This is a genomic window from Deferribacter autotrophicus (assembly GCF_008362905.1).
GTDB classification, from domain to species: domain Bacteria; phylum Chrysiogenota; class Deferribacteres; order Deferribacterales; family Deferribacteraceae; genus Deferribacter; species Deferribacter autotrophicus.
In genome coordinates, this window is the sequence record NZ_VFJB01000008.1 from 154,350 (window position 1) to 172,604 (window position 18,255).

Annotated in this window: 14 protein-coding genes; all 14 read right to left on the reverse strand. The window is 32.9% G+C overall.

Going from position 1 to position 18,255, the window contains the following annotated elements:
* Nucleotides 1-43: 43 nt before the first annotated feature.
* The 14 genes from purB to FHQ18_RS10395 all read right to left on the reverse strand — a co-directional run bounded on the left by purB (nt 44) and on the right by FHQ18_RS10395 (nt 18,185).
* The gene (gene purB / locus FHQ18_RS10330; RefSeq protein ID WP_149267103.1) at nt 44-1,480 is read right to left on the reverse strand and encodes an adenylosuccinate lyase; all 1,437 of its coding nucleotides are present in this window, start codon (nt 1,478-1,480) and stop codon (nt 44-46) included.
* Entirely contained in the window at nt 1,481-2,779 is a 1,299-nt protein-coding gene (locus FHQ18_RS10335) for an amidohydrolase family protein (RefSeq protein ID WP_149267104.1), read from the reverse strand.
* Between the two features lies 1 nt (nt 2,780).
* Complete coding sequence (locus FHQ18_RS10340) at nt 2,781-3,422, reverse strand: HAD family hydrolase (protein WP_149267105.1); 642 nt, start codon at nt 3,420-3,422, stop codon at nt 2,781-2,783.
* Nucleotides 3,412-3,792 carry a hypothetical protein gene (locus FHQ18_RS10345; protein ID WP_149267106.1) on the reverse strand — a complete coding sequence of 127 codons (381 nt, stop codon included), beginning with the start codon at nt 3,790-3,792 and terminating at the stop codon, nt 3,412-3,414. Before FHQ18_RS10345 ends, FHQ18_RS10340 begins: the two co-directional genes overlap by 11 nt.
* Nucleotides 3,793-4,057: 265 nt before the next feature.
* Nucleotides 4,058-4,981 carry a dihydroorotate dehydrogenase gene (locus FHQ18_RS10350; RefSeq protein WP_149267107.1) on the reverse strand — a complete coding sequence of 308 codons (924 nt, stop codon included), beginning with the start codon at nt 4,979-4,981 and terminating at the stop codon, nt 4,058-4,060.
* Nucleotides 4,974-5,753 (reverse strand): dihydroorotate dehydrogenase electron transfer subunit, encoded by a 780-nt coding sequence (locus FHQ18_RS10355; RefSeq protein WP_149267108.1) that lies wholly within the window; start codon nt 5,751-5,753, stop codon nt 4,974-4,976. Before FHQ18_RS10355 ends, FHQ18_RS10350 begins: the two co-directional genes overlap by 8 nt.
* 9 nt (nt 5,754-5,762) lie before the next feature.
* Entirely contained in the window at nt 5,763-8,993 is a 3,231-nt protein-coding gene (gene carB, locus FHQ18_RS10360) for a carbamoyl-phosphate synthase large subunit (protein WP_149267109.1), read from the reverse strand.
* Between the two features lie 112 nt (nt 8,994-9,105).
* Entirely contained in the window at nt 9,106-9,648 is a 543-nt protein-coding gene (locus FHQ18_RS10365; protein WP_149267110.1) for an SWIM zinc finger family protein, read from the reverse strand.
* Nucleotides 9,649-9,743: 95 nt separating this feature from the next.
* The gene (gene recG, locus FHQ18_RS10370) at nt 9,744-12,038 is read right to left on the reverse strand and encodes an ATP-dependent DNA helicase RecG (protein ID WP_149267111.1); all 2,295 of its coding nucleotides are present in this window, start codon (nt 12,036-12,038) and stop codon (nt 9,744-9,746) included.
* Nucleotides 12,038-12,487 carry a chemotaxis protein CheW gene (locus FHQ18_RS10375; protein ID WP_149267112.1) on the reverse strand — a complete coding sequence of 150 codons (450 nt, stop codon included), beginning with the start codon at nt 12,485-12,487 and terminating at the stop codon, nt 12,038-12,040. The genes recG and FHQ18_RS10375 overlap by 1 nt, the downstream gene beginning before the upstream one ends.
* Before the next feature lie 428 nt (nt 12,488-12,915).
* Nucleotides 12,916-14,493 carry a citramalate synthase gene (gene cimA / locus FHQ18_RS10380; RefSeq protein ID WP_149267113.1) on the reverse strand — a complete coding sequence of 526 codons (1,578 nt, stop codon included), beginning with the start codon at nt 14,491-14,493 and terminating at the stop codon, nt 12,916-12,918.
* Complete coding sequence (locus FHQ18_RS10385) at nt 14,483-15,712, reverse strand: aspartate kinase (protein WP_149267114.1); 1,230 nt, start codon at nt 15,710-15,712, stop codon at nt 14,483-14,485. Before FHQ18_RS10385 ends, cimA begins: the two co-directional genes overlap by 11 nt.
* On the reverse strand, nt 15,709-16,869 hold the full coding sequence (locus FHQ18_RS10390; RefSeq protein WP_149267115.1) for a cofactor-independent phosphoglycerate mutase: 1,161 nt from the start codon (nt 16,867-16,869) through the stop codon (nt 15,709-15,711). Before FHQ18_RS10390 ends, FHQ18_RS10385 begins: the two co-directional genes overlap by 4 nt.
* Entirely contained in the window at nt 16,869-18,185 is a 1,317-nt protein-coding gene (locus FHQ18_RS10395; RefSeq protein ID WP_149267116.1) for a homoserine dehydrogenase, read from the reverse strand. The genes FHQ18_RS10390 and FHQ18_RS10395 overlap by 1 nt, the downstream gene beginning before the upstream one ends.
* Between the last annotated feature and the right edge of the window lie 70 nt (nt 18,186-18,255).

Below are 18,255 nucleotides of genomic sequence, written 5' to 3' on the forward strand. Positions count from 1 at the left end.
AGGGATTTAAAAAATCCCTCTATTTTTGAATTTAATTTAAAGATTAAACTTTTATTTCCACACTTACACCAAGTTCATTTCTGTATTTTTCAATAACAGGGTCAACCTCTTCATTTATAAACTCTACCACTTGTTCTGGGGCTCTACCTATAAAATCTTTAGGATTCAAAAGTGATTTAATTTCGTTTTCATCAAGTGGGATACGCTTATCGTTTATCAATCTTTCAAGTAGATCATTTTCCATACCATCAAGTTTTACTTTTTTACCAGCTTCCATGGAATGAACTCTGATTATTTCATGCATCTCTTGTCTGTCAGCACCTTTTTTCACAGCTTCCATTATAATATTTTCTGTAGCCATAAAAGGTAATTCTTGCTTAATATGCCTTTCAATCATTTTTTCATAAACTACCATCCCATCTGTTATATTTATCAGCAAGTTAAGTATTGCATCCACTCCCATAAACGATTCTGGGATAGTAATTCTTCTATTTGCAGAGTCATCAAGAGTACGTTCAAACCACTGAGTAGCATGTGTCATATAAGGGTTTAATGAAAGAGTGATGACATGTCTTGCTAGAGCGCATACCCTTTCACTTCTCATAGGATTTCTTTTGTAAGCCATAGCACTTGAGCCAATCTGAGTTTTTTCGAATGGTTCTTCAATTTCTTTTAAATTTTGAAGTAATCTTACATCAGTGGCCATTTTATGAGCTGATTCTGCTATTTTTGCAAGAAGACTCAACACTTTTGTGTCCTGTTTACGAGTATAAGTTTGACCTGTAATTTTTAGGACTTTATCAAACCCCATCTTTTTACTAACAATTTCATCTAATTTTTTTACTTTTTCACTATTGTTTTCAAAAAGTTTCATAAAAGAAGCCTGAGTTCCGGTTGTTCCTTTAACACCTCTAAATCTTAAATTTTCTATAACGTACTCAAGCTCATCAAAATCAAGCATAAAATCCTGCAGCCATAAAGATGCTCTTTTTCCCACTGTGGTAAGTTGAGCAGGCTGATAATGGGTGAAACCTAGGGTAGGGAGATCTTTATATTTCAGAGCAAAATTCCTTAAATTATAAATTAGATTTATCATTTTTTTCCTAATATGAAGCAATGCCTCTTTCATAATAATTAAATCACTATTATCCCCCACATAAGCTGATGTAGCACCAAGATGTATAATAGGCATTGCCTTGGGAGCAACTTTGCCAAAGGTAAGAACATGAGCCATAACATCATGTCTAAATTTTTTTTCCATTTCCTTGGCATACTCAAAATCAATATTATTGATATTAGACTTCATTTCATCAATTTGTTCGTCTGTAATAGGAAGCCCCAATTCCTTTTCAGCCTCAGCAAGAGCCACCCATAGCTTTCTCCATGTGCTAAACTTTTTTTGCGGAGAAAAGATGTGTTGAATTTCTTCACAAGCATATCTCTCAGTTAATGGATTTACGAAAGTATCATATTTATTCATTTATTTCACCCCACTAATTTTCTTTCCCCAATATTTTGCTTTATCTAATACTTCTTCTTCATCAATTGTCAAAATTTTTCTATTTTCCATTATATGCTTTCCATTTATAAAAACATCTGTAATATCAGATGATTTTGCAGCATATATTAGTTGAGATACAGGATTGTAAAGAGGTTGAAGGTGAACTTTGTCTAAATTCACAATTATAAAATCAGCAAAATTTCCTTCTTTTATTTGCCCAGTATTTTCGAGATACAACCCCTTTGCCGCATTTATTGTCAGCATATCAAGGGCAGTTTTTGCATCAAGGGCAGTAGCATCACCACTATAAGCCTTGTGAAACTTTGTTACCACCGAAGCTTCTACAAGGATATCAAGGTCATTATTGCTTGCTGCACCATCTGTCCCGATAGATACGTTTGCGCCTTTATCAAGTAATTCCTTTACTCTTGCAAAGCCGCTTGCAAGCTTAAAATTACTCTCCAAGCAGTGTGAGATATTTACCTTCTTTTTCCCTGCAACTTCAATTTCTTCATCAGTCAAGTGAACCATATGAGCAAAAATGGATTTGGTATCAAGCATTCCCACTTCATCCATAAGTTTTAGAGGGGTTTTTCCATATTTATTGTATATTTCATTAACTTCCCATTCTGTTTCTGCAAGATGAGTGTGAATAACCAAACCATACCTTTCAGCAAAAGCTATACATTTTTTATAGTTTTCAGGTGAGACAGTATAGGGTGCATGAGGGCAAATTGCAATATTTATCAAGTCATTGTCTCTATATTTTTCAATAAGTAACTTAGCTTTATCAAGGTATTCATCTGGATTTTTAGCAAATTTTGTAGGAAAATCTAGTACTCCAGCACCTAAAACACCTTTGACTCCAGCGTTAATCAAGGCCTGAGCAATTGAATCCGAATAAAAATACATATCATTTGCACAAATAGTTCCACTTTTAATAAGCTCGCAGGCAGCAAGGAGGGTTGCGTCATAAACAAATTCGTCGCTAAGCCATCTGTTTTCAGCAGGCCAGATATATTTTTGAAGCCATTCCATCAAAGGCAAGTCATCAGCCAGACCTCTAAAATAAACCATCGGTAAGTGTGTATGAGTATTAATAAAACCAGGGAATATAGCAGAATTGCTTCTCTCAATTATTTTATAATCATATTTTTGATTCTCAGGTATTTCTTTTACAACTTTTTCAACTTTTTCATCATTAATCAATAAATAAGAATCTTCAACGATTTTGCCATCGTAATAAATGTATTTTGCATAAATTGCAGTTTTGCTCATTTCATCCCCCTTGTACTATCTTAAGTATTTCTACTGGTGAGTCAACAATATAATCGGGAGTAATGTTACCTAATTTTCCATAACCGTATGAACAATAAATTGTAGATACACCAGCATAAAAACCTGACTCTATATCTGTATAATTATCTCCTATCATAAATGAATTTTTATCAGGACTTATATTATACTTTTTAAATATTTTTAAAACAGGAATAGGGGAGGGCTTTTTCTCCTCAAAACTATCTCCACCAAACCATTCTTTAAAATATATATCAAGATTAAAATGCTTTACAATGATATCTGTAAACTTGAAAGACTTATTTGAAATAATGAATAGATATGGAGTAATTTTCTTTAAATTTGATAAGACATAATCTATTTGTTCATATTTTGTTGATGTTTCAATAATTTTTTTATTATATATTTCTCTGAAGTATTTTTCTATCTCTTTATTATAGTTTTTTTCACCAACAGCTCTTTCTACTAATTTTTTTATACCATCACCCACATATGATTTTGTAACATTTATGTCAAATTTTGGAAATCCAAATTCTTCTAAAGTAATCATTAAAGATGAATGAATATCTCTTAAAGTATCAATTAGAGTTCCGTCTAAATCAAAAATGATAACTTTATTTCTCATAATTATTTTTTCTTGTAGCACATTTTATTACTTCATTTCTAAATAGCTGTAAAAATTCGTCTTCTTCTAAGTTATTCATTTTAATATCTTTTTTAATAAGATCTAATAATACTTTTTTATCAATATCATCCAACATACATCTTATAGCTATTGTTGAATGACAATTTTTACAGTTTCTTAAACTCAATATTTCGTGAATATCATAACAATCAAATATCTGCAAACTTTGAGGTGCAGGAAGTGATGTATTTTCGATAAAATCTTTAAAATTGTGAAACACCTTCCCACAACTACACTTTTTTGGAAACTGAGATTTAATGGATTTAATTATTTTGTCAATTAAATAAAAACTTTTATATGTTTTCGTCATAAACTAACCTTTAATAAAATCCAACGATTTCCTTTTAAAATAACAAAGGTAAAAAATCAACAATTTTTATTTTAGTAGGAAATATCCTATGTTAACATAATATATCTTATCGGACGTTATAAAATTTAAGTTGAGGTTCAGGTTGAGGCTCAGCTTATAAATGATGGTTTGTTAAAACGAAGAAGAAACGTTAGAACGTACAAACGAGCGAACGTTATAACGTTAAGTTGAAACTAATTCAACATTTCATATTTAAAATCCAAAATTAAATATCGAAACTGCCTGTTAATTCTGAGATATTATTAATTTTATTTTTGTTTATATATTTGGATAAATCATCTACTATTTTTAATGGGATTTCTGGATCCACAAAATTTGCTGTTCCAACCTGCACTGCAGACGCACCAGCAAGAAAAAATTCAACAACATCTTTATAATTCATTATACCACCAATACCAATAACTGGAACTTTCACTGTTTTAAATACCTCATATACCATCCTTACTGCCACAGGTTTTATTGCAGGACCACTAAGTCCTCCTGTGATATTCGAAATATGAGGTTTTCGTGTATCAATATCTATAGACATCCCAAGGAGCGTATTTATGGCGCTTATAGCATCTGCACCGGAATCTTCACATATTTTAGCAAAAAGCTTTATATCAGTAACATTTGGTGACAATTTAACAATTAAAGGTTTATTTCTAATATTCTTTTTTACTGCTGAAACCACTTTTTCAGTCATTTTTGGGTCTGTTCCAAATGCTATCCCCCCTTCTTTTATATTTGGACATGAAATATTCATTTCTAGCATATCAATATCTGTAATAACATCTAATTTTTTAGCTACTTCCACATATTCATCTACCGTTTTACCCCAGAAATTTACTATAATTCTTGTATCATATTTTCTTAATTGTGGTAATTTTTCTGATATAAACCTGTCAACTCCGATATTTTGAAGACCAATAGCATTAAGCATCCCTGCTGGTGTTTCAATGATTCTTGGCATTTTATTGCCAGGCACCTCATGTAATGACAAACCCTTTACACTGATTCCACCTAGTTTTGAAATATCTATAAATCTACTATACTCTATTCCATATCCAAAAGTCCCACTTGCTGTGATAATAGGATTTTTAAACTTAATTCCACAAAGCTCAATTTCCAATGGGTTTTTATTAGCCATTCAATCGCTCCCAAGCAATTTTTGTCCCATCAAATACAGGCCCTTCCACACAGCATCTTTTCTGGACAATACCATTCTTTTCCTTAATATAAATAATACATCCAAGGCATGCCCCTATTCCACACGCCATCTTCTCATCTAAGGAAACTTCTATATCTATTTCATTTTCCAGTGCAAAATCAACGGTAGCCTTCATCATAGGTTTTGGACCGCAACAATAAACCTTGTCAAAACTAGCTGTTTTATCAAGAAGTGCTGTAACACGCCCTTTTTGTCCAAGAGTACCGTCTTCAGTAGATATTTTTATTTCATCACAAAACTTTTTAAATTCATCTATAAGATGTATATCATCTTTACTTTTCCCACCATAAAAAAGTGTTATTTCATTATTTTTTTTCTTTAACTCTTTTGCAAGGTATAGTAGTGGTGCGATACCTACTCCACCACCAACTAGAGCAACTTTACTGTCTGCAACAAGCTTAAAACCATTACCAAGGGGCTCGGAAAATTTTATAAGGGTTCCTTCCTCAATGTTTGCAAGTAAAGATGTACCTTTACCTACAAGCAGGTATAATAAAGTAAACCCATCTTCATCAACATCACATATACCAAAAGGTCTTCTAAGAAGCGGATCAACCACATAATCATATACCTGAGTCTTCAGCATAAAAAACTGACCAGGCTTACATTTTCTGACAAAATCTCTGTTCTCAACCTTCATATAATAATATTTGCCATTCAGTCTTTTATTAAAAACTACTTTCCCCTCCATAATTCCCTCTTATGAAAGTTCTTTGTAGTATTCTTGCAAAGATTTTACATCCAAACCTTCATTAAGATAAGCTTCCACACCGTTTACACTGGCAATGGCAGCCTCCACTGTAGTTACATATGGGACGTTATAGTTTAAAATAACTCTTCTTATAGAGTTCGAATCAAGTCTTGACTTTTTCCCCTCAGGAACGTTTATCACAAAATCTATCTTTTCACTTTTTATATAATCCACAATATTTGGTCTACCTTCTTGAACCTTTAAAACATGTTCCACATTAATACCGTTCTCTTTAAGAAATTTATAAGTGCCTGTTGTTGCAATTATTTTAAATCCTAGCTTTTCAAGTTTTCTTGCTACAGGTAAAATATCTTTTTTAACTCTGTCTTTCACACTTATAAAAACTGTTCCCTTTTTAGGTAATGAATTGTCTGCTGCAAGTTGAGCCTTGTAATAAGCTCTACCAAATGTTCTATCAATCCCCATAACTTCACCTGTAGATTTCATCTCAGGTCCAAGTATAGGGTCAGTCCCAGGAAATTTTGCGAAAGGAAATACTGCTTCTTTAACAGTAAAATACGGTACTTTTGGTTCTTTAGTAAATCCCAAATCTCTCAGTTTGTATCCAACCATCACTTTAGATGCTAATTTTGCAAGGGAAATACCAATAGATTTACTCACATAAGGCACAGTTCTTGATGCCCTTGGATTAACTTCAAGTACAAATAATTCATTGTCTTTTATAGCATATTGAACATTCATAAGACCAACTACATTAAGTTCTTTAGCTAATTCTTTTGTAGCTCTAATAATTTCATTATTTAAAGATTCAGAAATGGATCTTGGAGGAATGGAACAAGCAGAATCACCAGAATGTATTCCTGCTTCCTCAATATGCTGCATAATCCCTGCTACAACAACCAGCTCCCCATCACTGATAGCATCCACATCGATTTCTATAGCGTTTTCTAAGAACTTATCAATCAATACCGGATGTTCCTCACTTGCTTCCACAGCATGAACCATATAATTTTTTAGAGAATCCGCATCATATACAATTTCCATAGCCCTACCACCCAGCACATAGGATGGCCTAACAACAACTGGATAGCCAATTTCTTCTGCAATGGATAAAGCTTCATCAATATTTTTGGCAATTCCGTTTTGAGGCTGCTTGAGTCCTATTTTATTGAGTAACTCTTTAAACCTTTCTCTATCTTCAGCGGCATCAATACTATCCGGAGAGGTGCCAAGAATTGGTACACCTGCTTTTTCTAGAGGTACAGCAAGCTTCAAAGGAGTTTGTCCGCCAAATTGTACAATAACGCCAAAAGGTTTTTCTTTTTCTATTATATTCATCACATGTTCAAAAGTGAGAGGTTCAAAATAAAGTCTATCGGAAGTATCATAATCCGTACTAACCGTTTCTGGGTTGCAATTTACCATAATTGTTTCATAACCAACTTCCTTTAAAGCATATGCTGCATGAACACAGCAGTAATCAAATTCTATCCCTTGCCCTATTCTATTTGGTCCTCCACCAAGGATAAGCACTTTCTTTTTATCTGTTACATCAGCTTCACACTCTTCTTCATAAGTAGAATACATATATGGAGTAAAAGATTCAAATTCTGCAGCACATGTATCCACTCTTTTGTAAACAGCATTTATCTTAAATGAATCTCTAATTTCTTTTATATTATCTTCAGTGGTTTTTAATAACTTTGCCAACCTTTTATCAGAAAATCCTAATTTTTTAGCATTTAAAAGAATATTTTCGTTTAAATCAGTTAATGAAATGCTTTTTAACTTGTCCTCAAATTGTAAAATTTCAGAGATATTGTGTAAAAACCATTTATCAATTTTAGTATAATTGTAAATCTCATCGATACTAAATCCAGCTCTAAATGCCTCGGCTATATACCACACTCGTTTATCATTTGGTCTTTTTAGATAAGAAATAATCTCTTCTTTTACCTTTTCATTTTTCAATTCTTCTTCACTATAAATTTCATCAAAACCAGTTTTACCTATTTCCAATGAATTTATTGCCTTTTGAAAAGCTTCTTTAAATGTTCTACCAATTGCCATCACTTCGCCTACAGATTTCATCTGTGTAGTCAGTGTATCATCAGCTCCAGGAAACTTTTCAAAAGTGAATCTTGGATATTTTACCACACAGTAATCAATTGTGGGCTCAAAACAGGCTGGAGTTTTCTTTGTAATATCGTTAGGAATTTCATCCAATGTGTAGCCAACAGCAAGTTTTGCAGCTATTTTTGCTATTGGAAAACCTGTTGCTTTAGATGCAAGGGCTGAACTCCTTGAAACCCTAGGGTTCATTTCTATAATTACTTGCCTACCAGTTTTTGGATCAACAGCAAACTGAACATTTGAACCGCCAGTATCAACACCAATTTCACGCATTACCTTGATTGCAGAATCTCTAAGCTGTTGATATTCTTTATCTGTCAATGTTTGAATGGGTGCTACTGTTATACTGTCCCCTGTATGAACACCCATCGGGTCAAAATTTTCTATACCACAGATAATTACCACATTGTCCTTCAAATCCCTCATTACTTCAAGTTCTATCTCTTTCCATCCTATAATAGATTCCTCTACTAAGATTTCATTGACAGGAGATGCTTCAAGTCCCCATATAACGTATTCTTTGTACTCTTGTAGATTGTAAGCAACATTCCCACCTGTTCCACCAAGGGTAAAGGAAGGTCTTATGATTGCAGGAAATCCTATATCCTTTATAACCTCCATAGCTGCTTCATAAGTGTTGACATATGCACTTTTTGGCATATCTAAGCCAATTTTTGCCATTGCTTTTTTAAAAAGCTCTCTATCTTCAGCTTTTTTAATGGCATCAATTTTTGCGCCAATAAGCTCTACACCATATTTTTCAAGAATTCCTTCATTGTGCAAGTTAATGGCAAGGTTCAGAGCGGTTTGACCGCCTACTGTCGGAAGTAATGCATCAGGTCTTTCTTTTTCAATAATCTTCGCAGCAGCCTCCACTGTGAGAGGCTCAATATATGTGGCATCAGCAAATTCTGGATCTGTCATAATGGTAGCAGGATTTGAGTTTATTAATACAACCTTATACCCCTCTTCTTTTAAAGCTTTTACCGCCTGACTTCCTGAATAATCAAATTCACAGGCTTGACCGATAACAATCGGTCCCGAACCTATAACTAAAATCGTTTTAATATCATTTCGTTTAGGCACAACTTCCTCCCTTGAACAAATTGCCAATATATAATCTTTTTAAATGGAATTTTCAACCAAAAAAGAAATTTAATTTGAGGGGGTTATCACTCGCCCCCTCCATATTTATTTTTTACACTTCAAAATCTTTTTCTAAAATATAGAGGCAGACTAATTTTATTGGATCAGTAAGGACGTGATACTTATCTTTTTCTTCATCTTTAAGGATAGCTGCAATTTGCTGCAATGAAACACCAATTAAATCAGATAATTTTGCTACTCCTACCCCTTTTTTCCTAAGTTCATCTATTAATGTTTTTAATTTAGTAGTTTTTAAATAAAATGATAGCTCATCTAAAGTTTTTATATTACCTCTTTCAATCTTTTCATCAGATTCAAAAACCCATGGGGTATAAATATATGTTAAGCCAAGAGCAGCGGCGTGTTTACAAAACATTTCTTTAGAAGTCTTACACTCACAACTATATTCAAGTGGATCTGAATCTATTTTTAAAGTTACATTATATATTCCATGATTACCTTTTATTTTGCCAACTATTATATTATTTTGAATTTTACAATCAAAAAACCTTCCTACGTAATTTTCTGCTCTTTGCAAATTAATTGGAGTACAAATATTTCTTAACTGATCCTCAGTTAACTTTAACAACTTCATTGGAGGCCTCCTTAGATTTGTTTGTGCAACTTTATATTTTTAGTATATTTTAAATCATTTCCATCTTCAAGGGAGATTTTATTATTTATATTAAATTAACCGACTTTAATTAAGTCTATGCCATCTTTCCATTTTTGCAGTAAGACCTCACGAATTATTTTATGTTTAGGATCAGTTAAGAATGGATCTGATCTTATTATTTCTTCAGCGTCATTTCTTGCTTGCTGAAGTATTTTTACATCTCTCACAATATTTGAAAACTTAAACTCAGGCAAACCTGACTGTTTTGTGCCAAAAAAATCGCCAGGTCCCCTGATTTGAAGGTCTATTTCTGATATTTTAAAGCCACTATTGTATTTTACCATTGCGTTTATTCTCTTTTTCCCTTCCTCAGAAATATTTTTCGAGTAAACAAGAATACAGTAAGATTGCAAATCACTTCTTCCCACCCTACCCCTAAGCTGATGAAGTTGAGATAATCCAAATCTTTCAGCATTTTCAATAATCATTACTGTAGCATCAGGAATATCTACCCCCACTTCAATTACTGTTGTGGAAACCAAAACTGATATTTTACCATCTTTAAACTTTGATAAAATCTCTTTTTTCTCATCATTTTTCATTTTACCGTGTAAAAGTCCTACTAAGTCTTCTCCAAAAAATGCCTTAATTCTTTCATAGTTTACCGTTGCAGCCTTCAGTTCAACCTTATCACTTTCATCAATTAACGGATATATGAAGTAAGCTCTGTGCCCTTTATCAATCTCATCCTTCACAAACTGCAACACTTTATCCATTTCTCTCTCTGAATACGCCTTTGTTACCACAGGTTTTCTACCTGGAGGCATTTCATCAATCACGGAAATATCTAGATCACCATAAAAGGTAAGAGCAAGTGTCCTAGGAATTGGTGTGGCACTCATCAATAAAATGTCTGGGTTGTACCCTTTCTCAATCAATAATTTTCTCTGAATAACTCCAAATCTATGCTGTTCGTCAATTATCGCAAGCCCCAGTTTGTGAAATTTTACACCATCTTGAATTAACGCGTGAGTACCAAAAACAAAATCAACTTCACCTTTTACAATCAATTCTTTTATAAAATCTTTTTCTCTTTTAGAAGTGGAGCCGGTTATTAAAACTGCTCTAAATTTACTACCAAATAATTTTACAAAATTTACGAAATGCTGTTCAGCCAATACCTCAGTGGGTGCAATTACTGCAACCTGGTAACCGTTATAGACTGCCACAATTCCTGAGATAAAAGCTACTATTGTTTTCCCACTCCCCACATCTCCTTGTATAAGTCTGTTCATTTGATTAATTTTGCTCATATCATTAAATATTTCCGCCAAAACTCTCTTTTGGCTTTTTGTAAGCTTAAATGGTAAGTATTCCTTAATTTCTTCAAGTTTACTCAAATCAATATTGAATTTTATTCCTGCAATATTTTTTAGTATGCTTTTATGATTCAATAATCCTAACTGTAAGTAGAAAAGCTCTTCATATATAAACCTTTCAATTGCAGGATGCCTTTTCAATTCAATTTTTCTGGCATCTTTAATGTCTTGAGGAAAATGTATTGATTTTAGAGCACTTTTTATATCAGGATAGTTATATTTTAGCAGTATATATGCAGGTAATGTTTCAACTAGATTATTAAAGTAATTTTTAAAGCAACTACTTACATATTTAATAAATTTTTTATTAGAAAATTTGGCTGGTAGTGAATATATAGGATATATCTTATTTACTTCGTAATCGGATAAAAAAATCGGATGAGTAATCGCATTCAAACCGTTGAAAACCGTTTTTTTACCAAAAATATTATATTTTTTATTTAATTGCAAAACAGCTGAGGGATACTCCTTTGTGAAGTTAAACCAAATCCCTAACGTTATTTCTTTATTTTCATTTTCAAAGGTGGCACAAAAAATTCTTTTATGATATTTAGTATAAATTACTTCTTTATTTATCAATCTCCCACAAAATAAAAAATTATTACCATAGTTGCTATAATATTCATAACGGTAAGGAAAGTGATAAAAAATATCCTCTATAGTTTCTATATTAATTTTTTTTAATGTCTTAGCTATCTTTTCACCGATACCTTCGATGTTAGTCACAGGTATTTTCAGCGAATTGAGCTGAAATTTTGAGATATCATATAAAGAAAGTGTCAACTGATATATTATATGATTTAATTCTTCAGAAGAAGGTAATTTATCACTTTCAATTAAATCTTTTATCAACGATTTAAGAGTTAAGTTATTATTGCCAATTAACTTTAGTATTTTATTTAAATAATTTTTGTGATTTTTATAAAAATTGTTTATATCCTTCTTTATTAAATTTAATATTTTTAATAAATCACTTTTGTTTTCAAGCATTAAAACTTGCTTAAACTATCAGTTTCTTCTTCAGAAAATACCTTTTCAATATCTATAATTATAATCAATCCCTTATCTGTTTTTGCAACTCCAGTGACAAAGTTGGTATCAATTCCTGATGAAACTGCTGGTGCAGCTTCAATTTTATTATCATCAATTCTTACCACTTCATCAACACTATCAACTATTACTCCAATTTTCTTATTTCTTATATTTACTACAATAATCCTTGTAGTTTTTGTATATTCTGTTTCGCTTAAACCCAATTTCTTTTTTAAATCTATCACTGGTATAACTTTACCACGTAGATTTATTATCCCTTCAATGAAATAATCAGCTTTAGGAATAGGAGTTATCTCCATCATTCTTATAATCTCATCAATCTTCATAATATCTATAGCAAATTTTTCATTTAAAAGAGTAAATATCACAAATTGATTCAATGCCATAGTTACCCCCGTGTAATTATATAATAAAACTAACATTAAAATAGATATTTTACAATATGTTTGTTAATAACCAGCGACACCTCAATTTTTTATACTGATCCGTAAATCGTAATACGTGACGAGTGGATGGAAGGATGAGTAAATGGTAAATGAATGGGATGAGGATATTCAACATCTGAACGTTTTAATGAATCTTTATACCATCATATCTTCAATTCTCATCTCCACAACCTAAACCTTAACCTATCTTAAACGTTGAACTTTAAACCTTGAACCTTGAACATTGAACATTGAACCTTGAACATTGAACCTTGAACCTTTACTACCCTTACAACAATGTTTTTCCATTGTAATTATGGTGCGGGGGGATTACCCCCAGAGTGTTTCAGTAAGGAATTTTTTAGTTGGACAACCTTACATATAAGATATTATTTATAAGCATCTTTGAATAGCTTGTATTCAATTGAATCTACCAATGCCTGATAACTTGCATCAATAATGTTATGGGCAACTCCCACTGTACCCCAAGTATCTTTGTCATCTTTTGACTCTATTAAAACTCTCGTTAAAGCCTTTGTACCATCTTTTCCTGTTAAGATCCTTACTTTATAATCCACGAGTCGAACTGTCTTTAAATTTGGATAAAACCTTTCCAATGCTTTTCTTAGCGCATTATCAAGAGCATTTACAGGTCCATTTCCTATTGCAGCCGTATGCTCAATTTCACCACCTACCCTTAACATAACCGTGGCTTCTGCAAAAGGTGGCTCAAGAGCGCTCCTTTTTTCATCAATTACACGAAAACTTAGCAAATCAAAAAATTTCTGAAATGTTCCCATTGCCTTTCTTATCAATAACTCAAAAGAAGCCTCAGCACCTTCGTATTGAAAACCTTTATTTTCAAGCTCCTTAAGTTGCTGTAATAACTGAGTAAGTCTTTCATCCTTTGGATCAATATCAAGACCGAAATCCTTGGCTTTATAAATGAGGTTACTTTTTCCACTTAAATCTGAAAGTAATACTCTTTGTTTGTTACCTACAAGTTCTGGTTTAATATGCTCATATGTCTTTGGATTTTTAAGAATAGCACTTACGTGAACACCACCTTTATGTGCAAAAGCAGATCTACCCACATAAGGTTGATGAATATTATGTTTTAGATTACCAAGTTCATTTACAAATCTTGATATTTCTTTTAATTTTTTTAGTTGATCAGAAGATACACACTCGTAACCGTATTTTAATTGAAGGTTTGGAATTACAGAGCAAAGGTTAGCATTTCCACATCTTTCTCCATAACCGTTTATAGTCCCTTGAACATGCACTATTCCATGTTTCACAGCAAGACATGTATTAGCCACAGCACAATCACCATCATTATGACTATGAATACCAAGAGGGTAATCCCCCACTTCTTTTTTTACTGCTTCAATTATTTCTACCAGCTCATCTGGCATTGTCCCACCATTAGTATCACATAAAACAAGACAATCGGCTCCACCCTCTATAGCTGCCTTCAAAGTTTTAATTGCATACTCACTATTTGCCTTGTATCCATCAAAGAAATGCTCAGCATCATAAAAAACAGTATCAACCCTTTTTTTCAAATACTGTACTGTGTCATATATTATTTCCAGGTTTTGTTCTAAAGATATTTTTAATGCCTCAGTAACATGGAGATCCCATGTTTTACCGAAAATGGTAAGTGTAGGAACACCTGCTTGCAATAATGCTTGTAAAATTTCATCATCGTCACATGATTTTTTTGCGCGTCTCGTACTACCAAAGGCAGCTATATGCTCCAAAGGAACTTTTGATTTTTTTATGGCTTGGAAGAACTCGATATCACGGGGGTTAGATCCTGGCCACCCCCCTTCGATATAGTCAATACCAAAATCGATAAGTTTTTCTGCAATTCTTACTTTATCCGGGACGGTAAAGTTAACATCTTCAGCCTGAGTACCATCCCTTAGGGTGGTATCATAAAGTGTTATTTTACGAGACATCATCCCCCTCCCTCACAAACTTATCATGTAATACTCTCACTGCAAGTTCAGTAAACTTCTCATCGATCACACAGGAAGTTTTAATTTCACTTGTAGAAATCATTTGAATATTAATATTATTTTCTGCTAATGTTTTAAACATCTTAGCAGCTACACCTGCATGACTCTTCATACCAACCCCAACAATAGAAACCTTAGCAATATTCTCATCAGCCAACACATTGGATGCTTCTATTTTTTTAGCAATTTCTTTGCAAAGTTCATGAGCTCTTAAAAGATCAGTTTGAGCTACTGTAAAGGATATATCAGTTTTTCCTTGAGTACTTACGTTCTGAACAATCATATCAACATTTATATTATGATTTGCAAGCTCTTCAAAAATTTCTGCTGCAATTCCTGGTCTATCTGGTACTTCAGTGATAGTAATTTTTGCTTGATTTTTGTCGCATGTTACCCCTGAAACTATTACTTTTTCCATATCTTTATCCTCCTTTGTAACTAAAGTTCCTGGTTTTTCCTCAAAAGATGATAAAACCATGATATCAACACCATATTTCATACCAAATTCAACACTTCTTGATTGCAAAACTTTAGCGCCTAGAGATGCTAGTTCAAGCATCTCTTCATATGATATTTTATCAAGTTTTTTAGCGTTTTTCACAATTCTTGGATCAGCAGTATAAACACCATCCACATCTGTATAAATTTCACAAACATTTGCTTTCATTGCTGCAGCGATAGCCACTGCTGTGGTATCTGATCCCCCTCTTCCCAGAGTGGTTATATCCCCAGTTTCAGGAAATATCCCCTGGAAGCCAGCTACCACACAAATTTTCCCTTCTTTTAAAGCTTGTCTTAATCTTTCTCCTGTTATCTTTCTGATTCTTGCCTTAGAATGAGCTCCATCAGTAATCATACCTATTTGAAATCCTGTAAATGAAACAGCATCATAACCCATAGTTTTTAAAGCTTGTGCCAAAAGGCCTATACTAACCTGCTCACCAGTTGATACCACCATATCATATTCTCTTGGGTCATATTTTGGGTCAATCTCTTTGATTAAATTTATAAGCCTATCGGTTTCACCTGCCATCGCAGAAACCGTTACAATCACATCATGCCCTTCGTCCTTCTTCTTTGCTACACGTTTTGCAACATTCTTAATTTTTTCAATTGAACCAACACTTGTCCCACCAAACTTCATTACAACTAAGCTCATTTAGACCTCCTGATAAATAATTCGGCTATTTTATAACCATCTTTGACTTCAAAAGATGGATTAATATTTTCATCGTAAAATTCATTTAAGTCTGGCTCTATATCACTTCCCCATATTATTGCAGGAACAGGCTCAGGCACATGAGTTCTTACCTCAACAGGAGTTGGATGGTCAGGTGTAATAAGTAATCTGTATTCATCAAACTTTTTTAAACCTTCAATAATTATTGGTAACATTTTATCATTGATATTTTGAACAGCTTTTATTTTTTCTTCCACACTGCCCATATGTCCAGCTTCATCTGGAGCTTCTACGTGAATATACACATAATCATAATCGTTTAAAGCATTTACAGCATATTCAGCCTTACCTTCAAAATTTGTATCAATAAAACCCGTAGCACCTGGAACGTCAATTAACTCCATATCTGCCAATTTACCAATCCCTCTAACCAAATCTACCGCAGCTACAACCGCTCCCTTTACACCAAATTTTTCTTCAAAAGAAGTTAATTTTGGCTTTTTCCCTTCCCCCCAAAGCCATATTGAATTTACTTTTCCAAATTTATTATCAAGTAATTGCCATGATTTTTTAATCAACTCATTTAATATTTCTGCATTTTTCCCTTTTGGTAAATATTTATCAATAGGTTGTCCCATAATATCATGAGGTGGAGTCGTTTTTACTTCGAACTCGTAATCTCTAACAACCATTATATTTCTGTAGCCCACTCCAGGATAAAATTCTACATTGTAGCCTTTAAACTGCTCATTTAAATAATCAATCACCTTTTTTGCAGTATCTTTGTCAACATGATACGCGCTAAAATCTTCCATTATTTCTCTTTTTTCATCTAAAGTCACAAGATTACATCTAAAAGCAAAATCTTTTTCCCCTAAATCAATACCAATACTTGCAGCTTCAATAGGACTTCTACCAGTATAAACTTCCACAGGATTGTAACCAAAAATACTCAAATTACACACATCGCTTCCAGGATACCAGCCTTTTGGAGTGGTATGAATAAATCCACATCTGCCCTCTTTGGCAATTTTATCAAAATTAGCTGCCCTTGTATATTCCAATACTGTTTTATTATCAAGTTTATCTATCTTATGATCACTCATTCCATCACAGAGCAATACAATATATTTCATTATTTTTTACCTTCTACTCTTATTACTACAGTCTTTTCTTTCACTACATCTAAACTATCTATCTCATTTACAGCATTAGTTACATTTCTACCAAGAGTTTCGTGAGTCAAAAAAACTAATGGCACCACGTCTCCAGGCGAACTTTCTCCGGGTTGTATAGCTGAACTTATACTTATACCATATTTACCTAAAATACCAGCTATTTTGGAAAGAACTCCTGGTTTATCAAGGGCATTGAACCTTAGATAAAAAGATGACCTAATATCGTTAATATCCTTGACCGGATAATATTGAGTATATTTATCTTTAAATCCTAATATAGGAATCGTTTTTTTACATCCACTTTCTATCCACCTAGCAATATTAATAATATCTCCTGCAACTGCACTACCAGTAGGTCTTGCACCAGCTCCTCTTCCATAATGAATTGTTCTGTCAACTTTATCTGAAACCAGATAAATAGCATTGAAAACATCAACCACTTTTGAAAGAATGTATCTTTCAGGGATCATAGTTGGGTGAACTCTCACTTCAATGTCATTTTCATGTTTTTTAGCAATAGCTAACAGCTTTATTTTACACCCCAATCTATTAGCAAAATCTATATCTACCTGTTTAATTTTAGATATTCCTTCCACGAAAACTTTTTCGTATGGAATGACAGTGTTGAAAGCAAGTGTGGCCAAAATTGTTATTTTATGTGCAGTATCAATCCCTTCCACATCAAAAGTAGGATCTGCTTCTGCATAACCGAGTTGTTGCGCTTCTCTTAAAACTTCATCAAACTCTTTCTTTTCCAAATCCATTTTTGTTAAAATATAATTTGCTGTTCCATTTATAATACCGTAAATTTCATTTATATTATTAGCTGCTAAATCTTCTTTAATAACTCTAATTATTGGTATCCCTCCACCAACACTACCCTCAAATCCAAGATGTAAACCTAATTCATCTGCAAGTTTGAAAATTTCCAAACCATCTACTGCCAAAAGAGCTTTGTTTGCTGTTACTACGTGCTTACCATTTTTTAAGGAATCCATAATAAACTGTTTTGCAGGATTGTAACCACCAATCAATTCCACCACGATATCAATTTCGGGATCATTAATTATGTCATAAGCATCAGTGGTTTTTACTGGAATTTCTCTTAAATATTTATCATCTTTTTTGTTAATTTGTAAATCAGCAATAGACTTTATATTTATATCGATACCCGTTTTCCTTTTAATAGTCGTTTTATTATCTAACAAAACTTCAACAGTACCACTACCTACTGTACCATAACCAATTATACCAACATTTATACACTTCCCCATATTAGCACCTTACCTCCAGAAAAATTTTACGGATATTACTACTATGACTTAACAAAGTCAAGTTTTGCTT